A 17864-nucleotide genomic window follows, 5' to 3' on the forward strand; every position below is an offset into this window, starting at 1 on the left:
GTCTCTCCTCTTGTCACTTAAGGTTTTATGATCAGATCCGCCTTGGCCTGAGTCTCCACGATCACGTACATGTTCACAATGGTTCCCACTGCCAGCTTATCCTTCATCTTATAAAAATCAAGACAGGTGCCGCAGGTACAGATTTTTGTTCCTTCTTTTTCCAGAGTTTTCAGATCCTCCAGGACCGGAGAGCCTTCACAGGTCAGGAATGCCCCTTTATTATAAAAGAGAACTGTATCCGGCAGCTTCTCCAGCTGAGTCAGAGAATAGATAAAACCTTTGATCAGAATCTGTCCCAATTCCGGGTCTCCCTCTCCCATTTTATCGGAAGAAATCACCACTACTGTATTCTTTTGTCCCTGAGGTACACAGGAAATATACTCCGGCTCTTTCTCTTCCTGGGAAGTTCCCGCTTTTTTCACCGTGATCTTCACCTCATAATGTTTGTCCCCCAGTTTTGTCATTTCATAATCTGCTTCCTGGGAATTGGCCAGTTTCCGCAGATTCTCTGTAGCTACTTCATTATCTACCTGGACAAAAACCACATCTCCTGCCTGGCTTTTATCCATTTCTTTCTTTGCAAGTATCACTGGCTTCGGACAGGTCATGCCCATAGCATCCACTCTTTTTTCCATAAATTTTCTCCTTTTCGTTTACTCATAGAGATATACCCGGTGGATTCCTTTGGCCTGGATCCCTCCGTCCTGGATTACCTGACGGATCCGCTCCTCCTCTTCCAGTCCCGTGCACCAGGCAATGCCGCATTCTGCAGAAATCTCACTGGGAAGGGGAATCAATCTCCCCGGTATCTGATTGCTCTGACAGTATTTCTCTGCTGCCATAGCCTGGGTGGTCGTCAGAAAAGAAACCACCAGCTTCTCTTTTTTTTCTCTCATATATTTCTCCCAAAATCAGGTACTATTTTTTCTTTTACTATCATAACAAAACCGGGACAAAAATCAAGTTTTATGATAGAATCGAAAAAAGAGAAAAACTGGTTTTTTCCATCCAAAGGCATCTGGCTGAATAGTTACAATTTTTCAAAAAAATAAAAAAATATGTTGACAGAGATATCTCTTTTTGGTAGAATACATAACTGTGATACGCAACAGCACAGTTTGCTGCCTTGGCTCAGTCGGTAGAGCGTCGCCTTGGTAAGGCGGAGGTCGGCGGTTCAAGTCCGCTAGGCAGCTCTAAAGAACCCTTGGATTTCCAAGGGTTCTTTTTTCATCTATTGGAATACCAAAAGATAAGGAAATTGACGTATTCGTCCGTATTTTAATGGCTCAAGAACGGTTGCATCAACGAAACTCTTATTTTGGACCGTAATTTTACCTCTCAAAAACGGTTATATATCCAAAAACTCAAATTTTATCCGTACCAGACTCCTTAAAAATACGGTTCTAGCCTCAAAAATACAATTTTCAACCGTACCAGGGCACTAAATAGTACGGTTCTATCTGACAAAATCCATATTTTATCCGTACTAGGCCACTAAAAATTACGGTTCTAGCCGGGAAAATGCACTTTTCAACCGTACCGGAACTGTAGAACATGAAAATCTCAGGATTTAAAAGGTATATGTCCTTCCCCAAGAAGAATATTTTCCTTTAACATATCAAAATCATCCCCAAAAAGGTTCCCATAGAGCTTCCGTTTTCCATTGCTCTATAGGAACCTTTTCACCATTCCACACTTTCCTTATTTCTTAGCTGCGATTTCCTTAAACACTATCTCCGCCCCTGGGGCCTTTATGTGGATCACGGCTTTTTCAGGATAATACCGGGTAGAAAAGACATACTCCCCATCATTCAGAAACACTTCTGCTGAAGAAATATCTGCAAGGATCTTCACATTCTCCAGCCTTTCCATATCCACCCAGCGTCTCCCTCTGCCTGCGGAAATCCCGGTTTTTTCCTGGTTTTTAAACCACATTTCAAATTGGCCATCCCGGTATTCCAGTACCAGCTCTTCTCCCAGAACAGCCTGGAACCGGTTATTGCAGATACCGGAAATTTCTGCCTGGTATACAGGATACCCTTCTATTTCCATGTGTCCCTGGTCTTTCCTGAGCAGCCGGCACTTCTCTTCCAGTTCCCGGACAGGTCTCTGGCAGGGTATTCCGTCTTTGACATAAATCTCTCTTGGAAATGTAAAGCAGTGCTGCCACCCATTTTCAATGGTCCGGTTGGTATATTCCTGGCAGTCCGGCATTCCCATCCAGCCGATTTGAATGATCCTGCCGTCTTCTGCCTGGAAGCTCTGGGGGGCATAATAATCAAATCCATAATCCCACAGACGATATTCTCCCAGGTGACAGTTTCCGGTGATCTCTCCTTCCACCAGAAAATATCCAGACTGGTACACATTCCGTTCTTCCCACTGACCGCCTGTCAGTCCCTGGACAGAGGCAGACAGAATTTTTCTGTCCCCGATTTCAAAGTAATCCGGACACTCCCACATATAGCCAAAGGACTCCTCTGTTTTTACACGGTTTGCAAGGACCCAGTGGATCCTGTCCCGGGACTGATAGAGAAGGGCCTGGCCTTCATCTCTCTTCGTCCTGGCCCCAAGGAGCATATAATAATTGTCCTTCTTCTTCCATACTTTCGGATCCCGGACATGAAGGGTCAGGTCTGAGGGATAATCTCCATTATCCATCAGCTTCATCTTCCTGCCAAAGTGGATTCCGTCTTTGCTGGACACCAGAATTGTATTGGCCTGGCGTCCTGTGTTTATGTAGTCATAGTCTCCATCTTCCAGTTTTACATTGCCTGTATAGTACAGAAACATTTCTCCGTCTTCGATAAAGGCTGCCCCTGAATAAACGCCGCTGCAGTCAAAGGGCTGGTCTGGATATAAAGGTACTCCCTGATATTCCCAGTCAATCATGTTATGACTGGTGTAATGGCCCCACATCTTCACGCCGCCTTCTGGATCAAAAGGAGAGTACTGAAAAAATGCGTGGTATACTCCCTGAAACTGACACAATCCATTGGGGTCATTCAGCCACCCCACCGGAGGCATAAGATGGATCCTCTGACGAAAAAAGTCTTTTCCATCTGCCAGTTTTTCTGCCGTCTCTGTTAATCTCTTTAAATCTCCTGTCAATGCAGTCATACCATATCTCCTACTACTATTTTTCCAGTTTCATCACAGGACTGTCTTCCCTTACCTCTCCTGGTTCTGCTTTTTCCACAGCAGAAAAATCCTCCGGATTTGTCAGGATGACCATAGTCGCAGCCGGATAGCCGGCAGCCTTGATAACCTCCAGGTCCGCCTCAATAAGCAGGTCTCCTGCATGGACCTTATCTCCGTCAGAAACTTTCTTTGTGAATCCTTTGCCATCCAGCTTCACTGTATCAATTCCCACATGGATCAACAGCTCCCCTCCTGTTTTTGTGGTAAGACACACTGCATGCCCGGTGTCAAAAATATTGCTTACTTCCCCATCGCAGGGAGCAATGATCTTCCCATCTGCTGGCTCTATTGCAACTGTAGTTCCCAGCATTTCTGAGGCAAAAGTTTCATCACTGACTTCTGTAAGAGGGATCACTTTTCCTTTTACCGGGCTGAATAAAATCTCTTCTTTTCCTTCTTCTCCGTCTGGCGTTTCAGAAACTTCAGGAGACATTTCTTCCTTTTCTTCTATTGCAGCTCCTGCCTCACCGCCCTTTTCCTGACTGTGAGAATCTCCCGCCTGAACAGACTTCTGATCCTTATAGAGCAGGAAAGAAACCACAAAAGCTACGCCTACGGCAATAATCATTTCAATAATATACTGAACAGGCTCATCCAGACAGAGAAGAATTCCAAAGATACCGGTAACTCCGGTTCCCTTGGCTCCAAGATGCACGATAGAAGCATAAAGAGCGCCGCATCCGCCGCCGATACAGCCTGCGATAAAAGGTTTAAAGAACCGCAGGTTCACACCAAAAATAGCCGGCTCTGTAATTCCCATAAAGGCACTTAAAGAAGAAGGAAGGGCAAGAGATTTCACTTTCTTATCCTTGGATTTCAAAGCAACTGCCAGGGCAGCTGCACCCTGGGCGATGTTGGCGGCGCTTGCCAGAGGCAGCCAGTAAGTAACTCCATATTGAGCAATCTGTCCGATATCAATGGCTGTATACATCTGATGGATACCGGTTACTACAGTCGGCGCATACAGAGCTCCCATGATCAGACTTCCGATACCAAATGGCAGTGTCAGCATCCACTGGATACCGTCCAGAATGGCGTTTTCCGCCCAGACAAAAACAGGACCGATCACTGTCAGTGTCAGATACCCGGTAACAAAAACACTTACCAGCGGTGTTACAAAAAGATCCAGAACCTCCGGCACTACTTTGTGCAGCTTTTTCTCAATTACAGACAAAAGCCATACAGCGATCACTACCGGAATTACATGGCCCTGGTATCCCACCATGTCAATGTCATAAAGCCCAAAGAAAACGGACTGGGTCTGAAGAACTCCCTCTGTGGCTACCGTATAAGCGTTCTGCAGGGAAGGGTTGATCATGATCATACCGATAACCGCTCCCAGATAGGGATTTGCCCCAAAGGCCTTAGCCGCTGAGAAAGCGATGAGGATCTGCAAAAAGGTGTAAGCTGTGTTGCTGAACAGGCTTGCAAACACATAGATAGAACTGCTGGTATCCATGTTGATGAACCCGTTGTTGATCATAAAATCCAGGGAGTTCATGATTCCCATAAGGAAACCGCTGGCCACGATAGCCGGTATGATAGGTACGAAAATATCTCCCAGGAGCTTAATCGCTCTCATAAACACATTCTGCTGTTTGGCTGCAGCCTCCTTTGCCTCTGCCTTTGTGCTGGCCGTAATACCTGCGATAGCAATAAACTGGTCAAATACCTTATTGACTGTCCCTGTTCCCAGGATTATCTGAAGCTGTCCGGAAGCTTCAAAAACTCCTTTTACTCCCTCAATATTTTCCAGGGCTCCCTTGTCTGCCTTACTGTTGTCAGCAATAACCAGACGGAGCCTTGTTGCGCAGTGAGCAGCAGAAACAATGTTCTTACTTCCACCCACCTTATCCAGAATTTCCTTAGCGGTCTTTCCGTAGTCCATGATGACTCTCCTTTCTCTTTCTTCTTCATGATTATATGTAATCGATTTCATGTCTTTGAATAAATCATAAAGAAAAAAATGTCATTTGTAAAGATGGCATTTTCACTGATATTTCAATATATTTTTTGTATATTTTTCCTTTTCAATATGATATCGATATCATTTATCTTCATTCACAAGCTGGAAGCCCAGCTTCATCTCAATGGGAATCTTTTCCCCTCTTTCAATTACATCCAGCAGCAGCTCTGCCCCTCGTATCCCACTGGTCTTGTAGCCGAAGTGTACTGTGGGGATCCCTCCAGTGACAGCCTTCAAGAACTGGTTATCTCCAAAACCTGTGATCCGCGTGCCGCTGCTGTCCAAAATATATTTCATCCTTGTTCCAGAATTCTGGATACTCTGGGGAATCCGCTCTTCACTGCAGGCGTGAAGGGCCTCTATGGCTCCTGCGGCTATGGTATCTGTGGCACAGGAAATTATGGCAATATCTTTCTTCTTTTCCAAAAGGTCCAAAGCAGCCTGATACCCAGATTCCATAGTAAACTGAGATTTTCTGGTATACCCCTCTTCCAGTTCTACACCTTCTGCCCGCAGACCTGCACGAAAACCGTCTTCTCTGGCAGCACCTACGGCCTTGTCTTCCCTGGTCACTCCGATATAGGCAACTTTCCCTTTTCCTCTGACAGAATCCGCCACAATCTTTCCCATGGCTTTTCCTGCTCCATAGTCATCATGATAAATACAGTTGGCATATTTTGTATACTGTCCCACTACCACTACCGGAACTTTGGATTCTTTCAGGAATTTCTTATGTTCTCCGGTGATCATCGTTCCAATAAGCACTATACCATCTACCGGATAACTTTCAAAAAGCTTCAGATAGGTAATCTCCTTTGCCGGCTGATTATCTGTACTGGCCAGAAGCATCTGGTAGCCCCGCCGGGACAGGACCTGCTCAATCCCTGCTGTTACCCGGCTAATGGATTCTGAGTTGATTTTGGGCACTACCACTCCTACCAGACAAGCTCTTTTTGTCCTCAGGATCCTGGCCTGAGCAGAAGGCTGATAGCCAGTTTCCTCAATTACCTTTTTTATCTGTTCTTTTTTTTCATCACTTACATAACCGCCGTTAAGGTATCGGGATACAGCCGCACTGGATACCCCGGCAAGCTGCGCAATTTCTTTAATGGTCATTTCTCCATTTCCTTCCCCTTTTATTTTTTGTCAGGTCAGGCGGACATTTATCTGCGGCGTTCCGCCCATTCCTCCTCCAGTATGGACATAAGGATATCATCTCCATAATTTTCTCCGTCTTTCACTGCATCCCGGAGCACTCCTTCTCTTTGGAATCCCGCCTTTTCATAGGCTCTTATTGCTCTGGGATTAAAGGAAAAAACATCCAGCTCCACTCTATGAAGGTTGATCTCCTGAAAAGCAAACTCCAGGGTATTTTCTATGGCCCAGGAGCCGATCCCCTTTCCACATTCCTCAGGATGAAAGATGGCGATCCGGAAGTTTGCCTTTCTTAAATCCCAGTCTATTTCATTGAGTACGCTCTCCCCCATAATCTCTCCTTTGGGAGAAAAAATCAAAAAGTCATATCGATTTTTGTCCTCTACACAGTTTTTCAGGAATCCCACCACTTCATCATGGGAAAAATCTGTCCTGCTGCCTGTGAGCCTGGATACCTCCGGATCAAAAGGCTGAAAGTTATTCCTGTAATATTCCTCTGCGTCCTCTTTTCTGGCCAGGCGCAGGCGATAGCCGTCTTTCTCATATACCTTATCCATATTTCTGTCTCCTATCCTGTTCATTGCTATACTCATGAACTAAGTTTCTCGAAACTTTCCTTATTCAAATCTCATACTCATACAGATTAAAGTCCGCCCAGCCTGTATCCTCATAGAAAATATTTAAAGAACCGGCGTATTGAAATCCCACTTTCTCATAGAGCCTTTCCGCCGGCAGATTTCCCTCTAATACGTCAAGACGAAGGGCTTTCAGCCCCATATCCTCTGCAATCTTCACAGCCTCTTCCATCATCCTTGTCCCAAGTCCTCTGCCTGAAAATCCAGGGTGTACCCCAAAGGTATGTACGGTCATAACCTCACCTGGTCCAGCCTGGGTTTTCCAGGATATTTCCTGATATCTCTCATTGCATACCAGATTCAGGATCATACAGGCGGCAATCTTTCCCTCTGCTTCTCCAATATACAGTTCTTTCTTTTCCAGGGCTTCTTTGAGCATTTCTTCCCTAGGATAAATATCTTTTTTCCATCCCGGCTTATATTCTGCATTCTGTACTTCTTCAATAAGGGAATCATAGAAAGCTTTTACTTTCTCTAGCTCTTCTACACTTCCGATTCTTATGGTAAACATGTCTTGTCTCCTTTAAAAATCCACTTTGGTCACATGCCGAATTCTTCCGGGTAGGTCACTGCTCCGTTGACAGGCGCCCCCTCCTCCCTTAGTTTCATCGCCATAAAATTAGGAGAGGGAATTCCTTCAGGAACCTGGATTCCCAGTTGTTCTGCAGGAATATAGCCGAATCTGGGATAATATTTCTCACTGCCCAGCACCAAAGAATAGGAATATCCCAGCTCTCTGGAACTTAGGTTTTACTGACAGAGGCGCCAGCACAAGTACCGTATCCTCTCCCACCTTTGTTCTGGTAAACAGGATGTGCCCGGCCAGTTCCCCATCTATTTCCGCCACCAGAGATAATTCCGGTACAAAAGCAGAACCCTTTCTTAAAGCTTCTACCAGGTCCTGTTCATTGCCGTCTGCATGTTCTGCCGTTTCAAAAGCTTCCTTGACAAGTTTATATACTTCTTCATAATCTTTCTCAATTTCCTGTCTGATCTCCATAGCTACCTCCAAAATTTCTGTTAAAGTTTATTATCTTCTATCTCTTCCTCCAGTCTTTTTATCACATGGCTCATCATAAAATAAATGGTCTCATAATGAACGTAATCCAGGATATTCTCGTCCCACATAAACTTCAGCATTGCCGGAAACTCCTCATCGGAATACCAGAACTGGAAAACCGCCGGCAGGAAGGGAAAAATTCCCAGACGGAAGCTCACATCTCCAACCCTCTCCGGAATACCTCCCAGCCTTTCACAGGCTCTGGCCAGCTCCCTGGTCTTCCCGTCAAAAAATTCTACTGATTTCTGAAAGATATTTCCTACTGTCCCGGAAGAAAATACCGTTCCCTTCAGACTGGTCAGACTGACAAATTTTCCTGAGAGCCGGCAATCCGGCTTTGAATCGCAGAGCACGTCATAGATGGACATAGCCTCATTATAGCTGGTCTGGTCCCAGTTTCCCTCTGCCTTCTTCTGCACCTGTATTTCTCCGGTTTTCCGATTTATCTGATAGGGACTGTTTACAAAAGTTATATAGATATAATCTGCATTACAGGCCAGCTGAAATTTCTCTATCATTTTTTCCTGGTCATATCGGAGAAATCTCTCTGCCATCTGTTCCTGCATAATCTGGTAATTAGACTTCTGCATTTTCATTCCCTCCCTGGTCTCTTTTCTGTTTCTATCTTTCTAAAATCTTCTGAGTTTATTATCCGTCAATGCATTTCCCATAGATACAAAGATCATAAATTTTGTCACCTTTGGTAACTACCTTTTTCATAATACCTTCCAGCATAAATCCATTTTTCTCCAATACTTTTCTGGACGCTGTGTTAGGCTCATAAACCAGTCCAGTAATACGGATAAGATCCAGTTCCTTATAGGCCAAAGGGCATATCTGTTTCACCGCTTCTGTCATGATTCCCCTGGAATAGTATTCTTTTTTCAGCATATAGCCGATTTCTCCGTCTCTTCTGTAAACGTCTTCTTTTTTCTCCACAGAAATATTCCCTACGATCTTCCCATCTGCCAGGATTGCCCGAAAAACGCCTTCTTTTCCTTCCTGCTTCTCTGCCATGTTGATCCACCACTGGGCGTTGTCCTCTGTATATGGGTAGGGCAGACGGTCAGACAAGAACTGCCGGTCTGCATTGTGGCATATTTCCGCCAGTTCCTTTTTGTCCTCCAAAACCCATGGTCTCAATTCTATTTTCATGAGGTATCCTCTCCTTTTCTTTACTCCATTCGTTAATTTAAGCTGGATTCATCTATCCTAAACGTGCTTTCCGAGTTCATAGGCCTCTTTCTATGCTTCCCCGAACATGCTCTCAAGGAAAAGAATCCTATTGTCTTCTGCAAAAACTTCTGCTTCTACTCCGTAGGGAAGGACGCATCTTGGATAGGCATGGCCGAAATTCACATTATATACAATGGATAATTCCGGATTTCCCACAGCTTCCCGGTATACTTGTTTATACTTTTCATAGAAAACTTCGTCCTGAGGTTTTCCCGCCAGGATTCCTGTGATTTCTTCAAAAACGCCTCTTTCTCTCAGCATTGCCAGCTCTTTTGCCAGAAGTTCCGGTGCAGGCTTTTCCTCACAGGTTTCAATAAAGAGGATTTTCCCTCTCCACTCCTCTCTGTCCGGAAAAAGTCCGTATTTTTCACAGATTTCTTTTTCATCTCCGTATCTGGTTCCAGAAAGGGCATCGTAAATGCTCTCTGCACAGCCTCCCAGAAGTTTTCCCCGGAAATGGCCGCTGCCCTGCAGGATCTCAAATCCTTTGGGATCCTCGTGGGCAGTCCTTTCTGTCCCCAGAGCCGCCTCAGAAAAGTCTTTCCGTTCCTCATACCACACAGGGCTCGGACAGATTTCTTTTTTCTCATGTCCGGCAAAATATCCCTGGAAATGTTCCCTGGTATATGGCAGCATTTCCTTTCCCATATCCGCCAGATCGCAGATAAAGCAAGGGCCGTAATAGGTAGTCATTCCCAGTTTATAAAACATCAGATGGTTAATGGTAGTATCGGAAAATCCGGTAAACAGCTTTGGCTTTTCTTTTACCAGCTCTGTAAATTCCTGGTCTTCCAAAAGATAAGGCAGGAGGCGGTAGGTGTCGTCTCCTCCTATGGCGCATATAACGCCTTTTATAGAATCGTCACGAAAGGCTGCTTTTAAATCCTCTGCCCTTGCCTGGGGATTCTTATTCAGATATTCCATGCCCTTTAAAGTATTTGGCATAAAAACTGGTTCCAGGCCAAATTCCCGAAGTCGTTTTATTCCCAATGTTATATTATGACGGCAAAAGTCCTCTCCCAGCATACCGCTGGAAAGACTGACTACAGCTACCTTATCGCCTCTTCTTAATGGCACAGGCTTTCTCATAATTTCCCCTCCTGTAATCAAAATAATCTGTGTCAGATGTACCTATTTTATCACAGACAGGTTCCTGCAACAACCTTCCCTCTAGACATTAAGGGATATTATACATGTAATCTTATTTCTGCTTTGCAGTATTAGGGGAAGAATAGGTGATCTATGCCAGTGCCATTAACGTACTGACCACTGTAGTCTGTATCGTGACTATGCCCCTGATGGCAGCCCATCTATACTTTGTAATTTTACCTGTTTTTCCGGCCTCTTTTCTTCTTTACTGCTGCGGCTGCCACAGCTCCTGAGAGAAGCAGCCCGCAGCAGATTTTCCCAAGAGGCGCCGGGTCTCCGGTCTTTGCCGGTGCAGCTTCAGAAGTTTTTGCCTTAGCAGGAGCTGTTCCGGAAGTTTTTGTATCTGACTCCGGCACAGCAGGCGTCTGAGTCTTATGCTCCGGATACTCTACAGTCTGGCCTTTATCATCAATGTCTGTATGGGCAGCCACCTCTTTATCGCCTACATACAGCCTTTCAAAAACAACGACAGCAGGATTTCTCAGGGCCGCGCTGTCAAAGATAAATTCCACTTCCACAGCTCCATCGGCTTTTTCGGCTGTAAAAGTTTTTTCCGCTGTTACCTGTTTCTCCTTATCCAACACTGGTTCCCCTGTCCTCTTGTCCATGAGGATGCCCTTTACTGTATATTCCTGACCTGGAATCAGATTCTTATAAGTCACCGTATCTGTAAGTGCTGTCTTTTCCTTCCGGATACCCTCCTGACGTCCAGAAGTTTTATCCTTGGCCTGGGTACTCAGAGCCGGATAATGGACGCTCTGGTCCTCATCATTGACATCTGCATGAGTTCCCACTTCCACACCGTTGTACAGGATATCTTCAAAAACAACTACTGTCTGCCCTGCAAGGAGTGTGGAATCCAGCTCATATACCAGTTCAATGCTGCCCTCTGCCTTCTCAGCTGTAAAAGTCTTCTCCGCTGTAATCTTCCTCTCCCCACTGTCCTTTATCGGTTCTCCTGTCTCCTTATTCATGAGGGTTCCTCTTACTGTGTACTCTTTGCCGGAAAGCAGACCTGTATAGGTCACAACATCTACTACCGTTGCTTTCTCACTGACAGTTCCGGTATGCCCTCCTGCAGCACCATCATAAGCATTTGTCCGAAGCTGCGGAATGGTCACTGTCTGGCCTTCATCGTTAATATCCTTATGTTCCCCAATCAGCTTATCGTTGATATAGAGTTCTTCATATACTACTACCTGACGCCCGGCCAGCATAGAAGCATCAAAGGTATATTTTAGGTCTACTGCTCCATTGGCCTCTTTTGGGGTAAACTCTTTTTCTGCTGTCACAGCTTTATCATTGAGCAGCAGTTCTTTTCCTGTCTCTTTATCCATCAGCACGCCTTTCAGGATATATTTCTGTCCCGAAAGCAGGTTCTTGTATGATACGGTATCTATGAGCGTTACCTTACCGGCACTGGCAATATGATCCTTTGTGCTGCTGTCTTTAGCCATAGTTCCAATAACTGGGAAGCGGATACTCTGATCTTCATCTTCAATATCTGTATGGCTTCCCACCTCCTTGTCCTCATAATACAAACGTTCAAAGGCAACTACCGTCTTTCCGGCCAGAACCCTTCCATCAAAAGTAAAGGTAAGCTCCACAGAGCCGTCAGATTTTTCTGCAGTAAAAGTCTTCTCTGCTGTTACAGGCTTTCCATCCGCCAATAATTCTTTGCCGGCAGACTTGTCCATCAGAGTTCCCTTTACTGTGTACTCTTTGCCTGGAATCAGTCCTTTATAGGTAACGGTATCTGCAATGGTCACTTTGCTGTCCGGATTGCTGTTATGCGTTCCCGTTTCCTTATCAAGGGCAATTGTGCCAATCTCCGGGATATAAATAGTCTGGCCTTTGTCTTTGATGTCTTTATGCTCAGCAATGCTTATTTCGCTCTGGTACAGTTCCTCAAATACCACCAAGGCATGTCCTGCCAGAGAGGAAGCATCAAATGTAAAGGTCACATCTACAGTTCCAGAGGGTTCTTCTGGTGTGAAAGTTGTCTCGGCAGTCACTTCCTGTTCTCCCACTATTATAGCTTTCCCGGTTTCCTGGTCCATCAGGATTCCTTTCAGAGCGTACTCTGTTTTGGGCGTCAGATTGTTATAGGAAACTGTATCTACCAATGAGACCTGTCCTGCTGCTGAGAACTGTGTCCCGGATACAGCGTCTTTTACTGTAGTGCCGATTTCAGGGAAGTAAATGGTCTGGGCCTCATCATGGATGTCTGTATGTACTGCATAGACAGTATCATTTCTTTCCAGGTTTTCAAAGACTACAAGGGTCTTTCCAGCCAGATTGCTTCCGTCAAAGGTAAAAGTCACGTTTACAGTACCGTCAGCAGTTTCCGGCTTAAAGCTGGTTTTTGCAGTCACTTCTTCTCCTTCAGGGTCTTTTACCGGTTCCCCGGTCTCCTTGTCCATAAGGGTTCCGGTAAGCTTGTATTTCTTTCCTGGCTGCAGGTTCTTATAGGAAACTGTATCCACCAGAGTAATCTCTTTATCTGCTTTTGCTATATTAGATTTTGTTTCCTTGACCATAACCTTTGTCTCGATTTTTGGGAAATGGATTGTCTGGTCTTCATCTGTGATATCCCTATGCTCTGCAATCAGACTGCCGTTTAGATACAGCTCCTCAAACACAACAACATCTGCTCCGGAAAGCTTCCTGCTGTCAAAAGTAAATTCCATCTCTACAGTTCCATTTACTTTCTTTGGAGTAAAAGTCTTTTCTGAAGTAATGGGATCTCCTTTTTCATCTGTCACCGGCTCCCCGGATCCTTTATTCATCAGAATCCCTTTTAATGTGTATTCTGCCCCCTTATTCAGGTTGGTATATTCTACCGTATCTGCAATAGTCGTATTTTCTCCTGCCGGGGCATAATGCTCTTCTGTATCACTGTCCACAGCAGCAGTGGAAATTTCTACAAGTTCACTGTCATCTGTCAGAGTTCCCAGTGGAATCGTATAGCTGTCCCGATATACGGTAATTTCAATGGATAACAGTTTGTACCCTTCATTAGCCTCACATCTTTGCTCTTCAAGCAGGTAAATATCATAAGGCAGCGCCCCTTTCTCATCATTTACCGGCACTTCTTTTTCTGTGGTTCCAGAAAACCACAGGCCATCTTCCGAAGTCTCTCCCCGGTTGGTGTTCTGGCTGTGGGGATTCCATGAAGAAGAAGTGTCCACCAGACCATTTTTGTCTGATACTATGATATGCGATTCTCCTGTGGTCTTGCTGGTAATCTTAAAGGGTACATTTGCCAGACGTTCCAGGGTGCTGTCAGCTGCTTTGACAAAATTCAGGTCTCCACGTTTTACCTGGTTTTTTATTGCTCCCTCATTGTTGTCCAGGCTTACCCTCCTGCCGTCTTCCCGAATCTGGAAGGTCTTTGGCTCTTTCCCATCCGGCAGGTATCCGTCCGGTTCCTGAACTTCTTCAACCTCATAGGTACCATAAGGCAGCCAGTCTTTTGCAGACGCCCAAAGGCCCTTTTCGTTGGTTTCCACAGTTGCAATGACTTCTCCTGGAGCATATAACTGGCCCGCTACCAGGACTGTTTTTGCAGACCGGTTGGTAATGGTAAATTTAGCGCCGCCCAGGACCGCATTTCCCTGAGGCTTACGTTCATCAGTCTCCAGGCTCCACTTGGCAATGGTAACGCCGCCGCGGATCACTTCATTCTTGATGGCGGTTTCCCCGGTGTTCATCTGCAGGATTCTGCCATCTTCCCGGATTTCAAAATCCCGGACAATAGTTCCTCCAGAAGTATAACCGGTAGGAGGAACGATTTCTTTCAGCTGATAATCTCCATATGGCAGGAAGTCTGCTGCTGTGCTGGTTTTACCATCCTTATCCGTCTTTAAGACCGTGATGACCTCCCCTTTTTTATATTCCTTTCCACCTATAAGGACTGTACGGTCATTCCTGGAAATGAGTTGGATCTGAGATCCCTCCAGACTTGCATCTCCCTGGGGTACACGCTGTTCCAGTTCGCTGTCCCACTTTTCTACAGCAACGCCCCCACGGATTACTTCATTTTTGATGGCTGTATCTGAAGTATTCATCTGAACGACCTTTCCATCTTCCCGGATTTCAAAATTCCGAGTAATGGTCCCCTCCGATGTATAACCAGTTGGGGGATTGCTTTCTTTCAGCTGGTAATTCCCATAAGGAAGCAGGTCTGCCGCTGTGCTGGCTTTGCCGTTCTTATCTATAGTAAGAGTTGCGACCACTTCATTTTTTGTATAGGATTTTCCATCCACTAAGACTTCATGATCGTTCTGAGAAATAATCTGAATCTTTGCGCCTTCCAAGTCTGCAGTTCCCTGAGGTTCTCTCTTATCTTTCTCACTGTCCCATTTTTCTACAGCTACACCGCCGCGGATCACCTCATTCTTGATAGCTGTACCAGATGCGTTCATCTGGACGATCTTTCCATTTTCTCGAATTTTAAAGCTCCGGATAATGGTCCCTACTGATGTATAGCCAGTTGGGGGAACGCTTTCTTTTAGCTGGTAGTCTCCGTATGGAAGAAGATTTGCTGCTGTGCTGGCCCTGCCATCTTTATCTGTTATAAGAGTAGCGACCACTTCACCTTTTTTATATTCCTTCTCCCCTACAATGACCGTTTCATCATTCTGGGAAATGATCTGAATCTGGGCTCCTTCCAGACTTGCGGCTCCCTGGGCAGCTCTTTTGTTCAGTTCGCTGTCCCACTTTTCTACAGCAACGCCCCCACGGATTATTTCATTTTTAATGGCTGTATCCGACGTGTTCATCTGAACAATCTTGCCATTTTCCCGGATTTCAAAGTTCCGTGCAGTTGTGCCGGCGGAGGTATAACCAGTTGGCGGAACACTTTCCTTAAGCTGATATCTTCCGTATGGAAGATAACTGGCCCCCGTACTGGCTCTGCCGTTCTTATCAGTGGTAAGGACAGTAATCACTTCCCCTTTTTTGTAGGTCTTTCCCTCTACCCGGATCTCCTGGTCATTTTGGGAAATGATCTGGATTTTTGTCCCTTCCAGATCTGCAGCTCCCTGGGATTCTCTTTTATCCTTCTCACTGTCCCATTTCTCTACAGCTATCCCTCCGCGGATAAGTTCTTCCTTGCTGGTCACAGATTTGTAGAACACCTCTGACATAGTATCTTCTGCCGTAAGATCTACTGTGTAAGTCTGAGTATCTATCTGATATCCGGGAGACGCTGTTTTCTCTTTTACTGTATAGGTACCCAGAGACAGTCTGCCGCTTTCCGCCTTTCCATCTTTATCTGTGGTCAGTGTCCCCACCACTTCATCACTGCTGTTTCGGATTTCATACACAGCTCCTTCCAGGCTCCCCTGAGCCTGCGCCCTATTTATTTCTGAATCCACTTTCTGAAGCCGGATAACTCCTTTCTGAGGAGTTTCTGGTACAGTTGGCTGATTATATGTAGCTACTGTCTCGGCTGTTCCCTCAGAAGTTATCTGTCGGATAAAAATCTCATGATTGAGCAGGTATCCTGCCGGAGCTTTTGTTTCCTGAACAGTTACCGTTCCCAAAGGCAGTGTTGTCTGTCCATTGGGCATATAATAGAAATCGTCCCCGGAAACTTTCCCACTGTCTTCTAATCTTACTTCACCATTTTCTTTTGTCTTCAAGACCCAGGTCCTTTCTGGATTTATCCCCTGTTGAGCCGGGTCCGTATCATAAAGTCCCTTGTAATATTTCACTGTAAACTCTGCATCTGCCAAAGAAGCTGTGCCCTGAGGTCTATTCTGGTTTGTTTCTGCATCTATTTTGCTTAACAGCACTGTAACCGGATTGCTCTGAGGGATGTCCTGGCAGCTATAGGTAACTGTCTGGCCTGCTGTAACTGTAACTGTTGCCGAAGCTGTATCCAATGCATATCCTTCCGGGGCTTTCAATTCCCGAATATGGTAATTGCCTTCCGGTATCTCATCAACTCTGGCATAACCCTTTTCATCAGTGACTAATGTTGCAACCTGTTCCTCTGTCCCCTGGATATACACCCCATACTCAGCTCCGGCAAGACTGCCGTATGCCCAGTTGCCCTCTGTCCATTCCGGATTTCCAGAGGACTTCTGAAGTTCAATGGATCCGTTCTGGATATCCCAGCAGCCGCCCATGGTCTGTCCACTGCCATCCATATTGAAGTAAAAAGCTTCAAAAGAAGCCGGCGGATCCGGAAGGCTTTCAATATTACTGATCTCCCACAACAATGCTTCTTTTAGTTCATCTGGAGTTCCCAAAAACGCATCCATATCTCCGGTGTAGCAGTATGCAACAATACAATGGCTCATGGCATACTCGCTCTCTTCGTTCCAGTTGTCAGAGCCCAGATTTCCAAAAGTGGAAGTGTATACCTCATACCCAGGACCTCCAAATACATAATACATAGCCTTACGCAGAAGTCCCTCTCCCATAGCTGTGGTTTCGTAATATCCATCGGAAGGTGCCGCTTCTCTGGGTTCCAGGCAATAAGCATAACGGCCATCTATATGGAACCAGTGAGTATAATAATCATAATAATAGACTCTTCCGCCAGCATCCAGATAAATGGTTTCTCTGGGAGCCAAGAGGTTCATTTCTCTGCTGACCTTAAAATTAGGAGGGGTATTGTTCTCTGCTGCTGTTTCACCACTTTCGTTGCTGTTCTCTGTCTGCTCCCTCTGTTGTTCCACCGAAGACTGGTCTTCTTCCGTTTCTGCCGGAATCTCTTCGACCCGTTCATCCATATCCTGGTTGTCCGCAGGTTCTTCTGTTCGTTCTGATAATTCTTCTTTAAAACCAGCCTGGATACTGCCTGTCTGGTCTGTCTGGAACTGAGTTATATACGTCCCCTCTTCTCCTGGCTGGAAAGATGTAATCTCTTCCTTAACTTCCCCTGTATCTGTCATGGTCTTATAAAAAGCTATCTGATATCCAGGCTCCGGTATTACCCTGATATCCAGAGGATTTCCTGGGGAACAGTTCAGAATAAGGGGCTCCTGTATGGTTGCCTCACTGATATTTCCTCCCTCATCTTCTATCTGTATACTCCCTTTCCCTTCGGTGACTGATATCTGGAGTTCTATTTTCTCTTCTGTTTCCAGTTCTTCTACAATTTCCTCAGCCTCTCCAGTCTCTGCCTCGGCAAAAGCCTGGGCTGTTGGAACGAAAGAAGAAATGCATAAAACTGCAGTCAATAGATATGCCATAGTTCTTTTAAATTTTTTCATATCTGGCCTCCTCTCATTTTCCTGTTTTCAGCTGTAAAAAGACACATAAATACTGTCGCTCTTAGGATCCCCTTCCGGGAATATAAGCCCAATGGAATCACCTCCTTCCCACTGACAAAAAAACATAAGGATTTCGATAACTATTGTTTGGAACATATGGTGCGAACGCACCGCAAGAATAGGCCCGAAGGCAATGAAATGTACATTGAACAGATAACAAATTAAACGGTAAT

At 45.3% G+C, this 17864-nt stretch carries 13 protein-coding genes and 1 tRNA gene; 1 reads left to right on the plus strand and 13 read right to left on the minus strand.

The annotated features are described in order from the left end of the window. Positions 1-17: 17 nt before the first annotated feature. Positions 18-635, minus strand: coding sequence for a sulfurtransferase-like selenium metabolism protein YedF (yedF, locus tag B5G33_RS01140; RefSeq protein ID WP_087416445.1), 618 nt, complete (start codon positions 633-635; stop codon positions 18-20). A gap of 18 nt (positions 636-653) precedes the next feature. Further along, a complete protein-coding gene (locus tag B5G33_RS01145) occupies positions 654-896 on the minus strand; it encodes a DUF3343 domain-containing protein (RefSeq protein ID WP_087416446.1) in 243 nt (80 codons plus the stop codon). Positions 897-1120: 224 nt separating this feature from the next. Between B5G33_RS01145 and B5G33_RS01150 the strand changes: the two genes are divergently transcribed. Further along, positions 1121-1193 (plus strand) — tRNA-Thr (locus B5G33_RS01150). Between the two features lie 508 nt (positions 1194-1701). Here B5G33_RS01150 and B5G33_RS01155 read toward each other — a convergent pair. The 11 genes from B5G33_RS01155 to B5G33_RS01200 form a co-directional block, all read right to left on the minus strand. Continuing rightward, entirely contained in the window at positions 1702-3120 is a 1419-nt protein-coding gene (locus tag B5G33_RS01155) for a glycoside hydrolase family 32 protein (protein WP_087416447.1), read from the minus strand. Between the two features lie 16 nt (positions 3121-3136). Next, a complete protein-coding gene (locus tag B5G33_RS01160) occupies positions 3137-5089 on the minus strand; it encodes a PTS beta-glucoside transporter subunit IIBCA (RefSeq protein ID WP_087416448.1) in 1953 nt (650 codons plus the stop codon). Positions 5090-5248: 159 nt separating this feature from the next. Then, entirely contained in the window at positions 5249-6283 is a 1035-nt protein-coding gene (locus tag B5G33_RS01165; RefSeq protein WP_087416449.1) for a LacI family DNA-binding transcriptional regulator, read from the minus strand. Positions 6284-6330: 47 nt separating this feature from the next. After that, positions 6331-6879: a GNAT family N-acetyltransferase gene (locus B5G33_RS01170; protein ID WP_087416450.1), complete on the minus strand. Its 549-nt coding sequence runs from the start codon at positions 6877-6879 to the stop codon at positions 6331-6333. Positions 6880-6943: 64 nt separating this feature from the next. After that, on the minus strand, positions 6944-7468 hold the full coding sequence (locus B5G33_RS01175) for a GNAT family N-acetyltransferase (protein WP_087416451.1): 525 nt from the start codon (positions 7466-7468) through the stop codon (positions 6944-6946). A gap of 29 nt (positions 7469-7497) precedes the next feature. Beyond that, entirely contained in the window at positions 7498-7671 is a 174-nt protein-coding gene (locus tag B5G33_RS22265) for a hypothetical protein (protein ID WP_330396605.1), read from the minus strand. After that, a complete protein-coding gene (locus B5G33_RS01180) occupies positions 7655-7957 on the minus strand; it encodes a GNAT family N-acetyltransferase (protein WP_330396606.1) in 303 nt (100 codons plus the stop codon). Before B5G33_RS01180 ends, B5G33_RS22265 begins: the two co-directional genes overlap by 17 nt. Positions 7958-7977: 20 nt before the next feature. Continuing rightward, positions 7978-8607 (minus strand): DUF3786 domain-containing protein, encoded by a 630-nt coding sequence (locus B5G33_RS01185; RefSeq protein ID WP_158229559.1) that lies wholly within the window; start codon positions 8605-8607, stop codon positions 7978-7980. 58 nt (positions 8608-8665) lie between these two features. Next, positions 8666-9172: a GNAT family N-acetyltransferase gene (locus B5G33_RS01190; protein ID WP_087416453.1), complete on the minus strand. Its 507-nt coding sequence runs from the start codon at positions 9170-9172 to the stop codon at positions 8666-8668. Positions 9173-9262: 90 nt separating this feature from the next. Continuing rightward, positions 9263-10342: a S66 family peptidase gene (locus tag B5G33_RS01195; RefSeq protein WP_087416454.1), complete on the minus strand. Its 1080-nt coding sequence runs from the start codon at positions 10340-10342 to the stop codon at positions 9263-9265. A 236-nt stretch (positions 10343-10578) separates the two neighbouring features. Further along, a complete protein-coding gene (locus B5G33_RS01200; protein WP_087416455.1) occupies positions 10579-17631 on the minus strand; it encodes a VaFE repeat-containing surface-anchored protein in 7053 nt (2350 codons plus the stop codon). Positions 17632-17864: the final 233 nt, after the last annotated feature.

It is taken from the genome of Blautia sp. An81, from assembly GCF_002161285.1.
In the GTDB taxonomy this organism is placed as follows: Bacteria; Bacillota; Clostridia; order Lachnospirales; family Lachnospiraceae; genus Blautia; species Blautia ornithocaccae.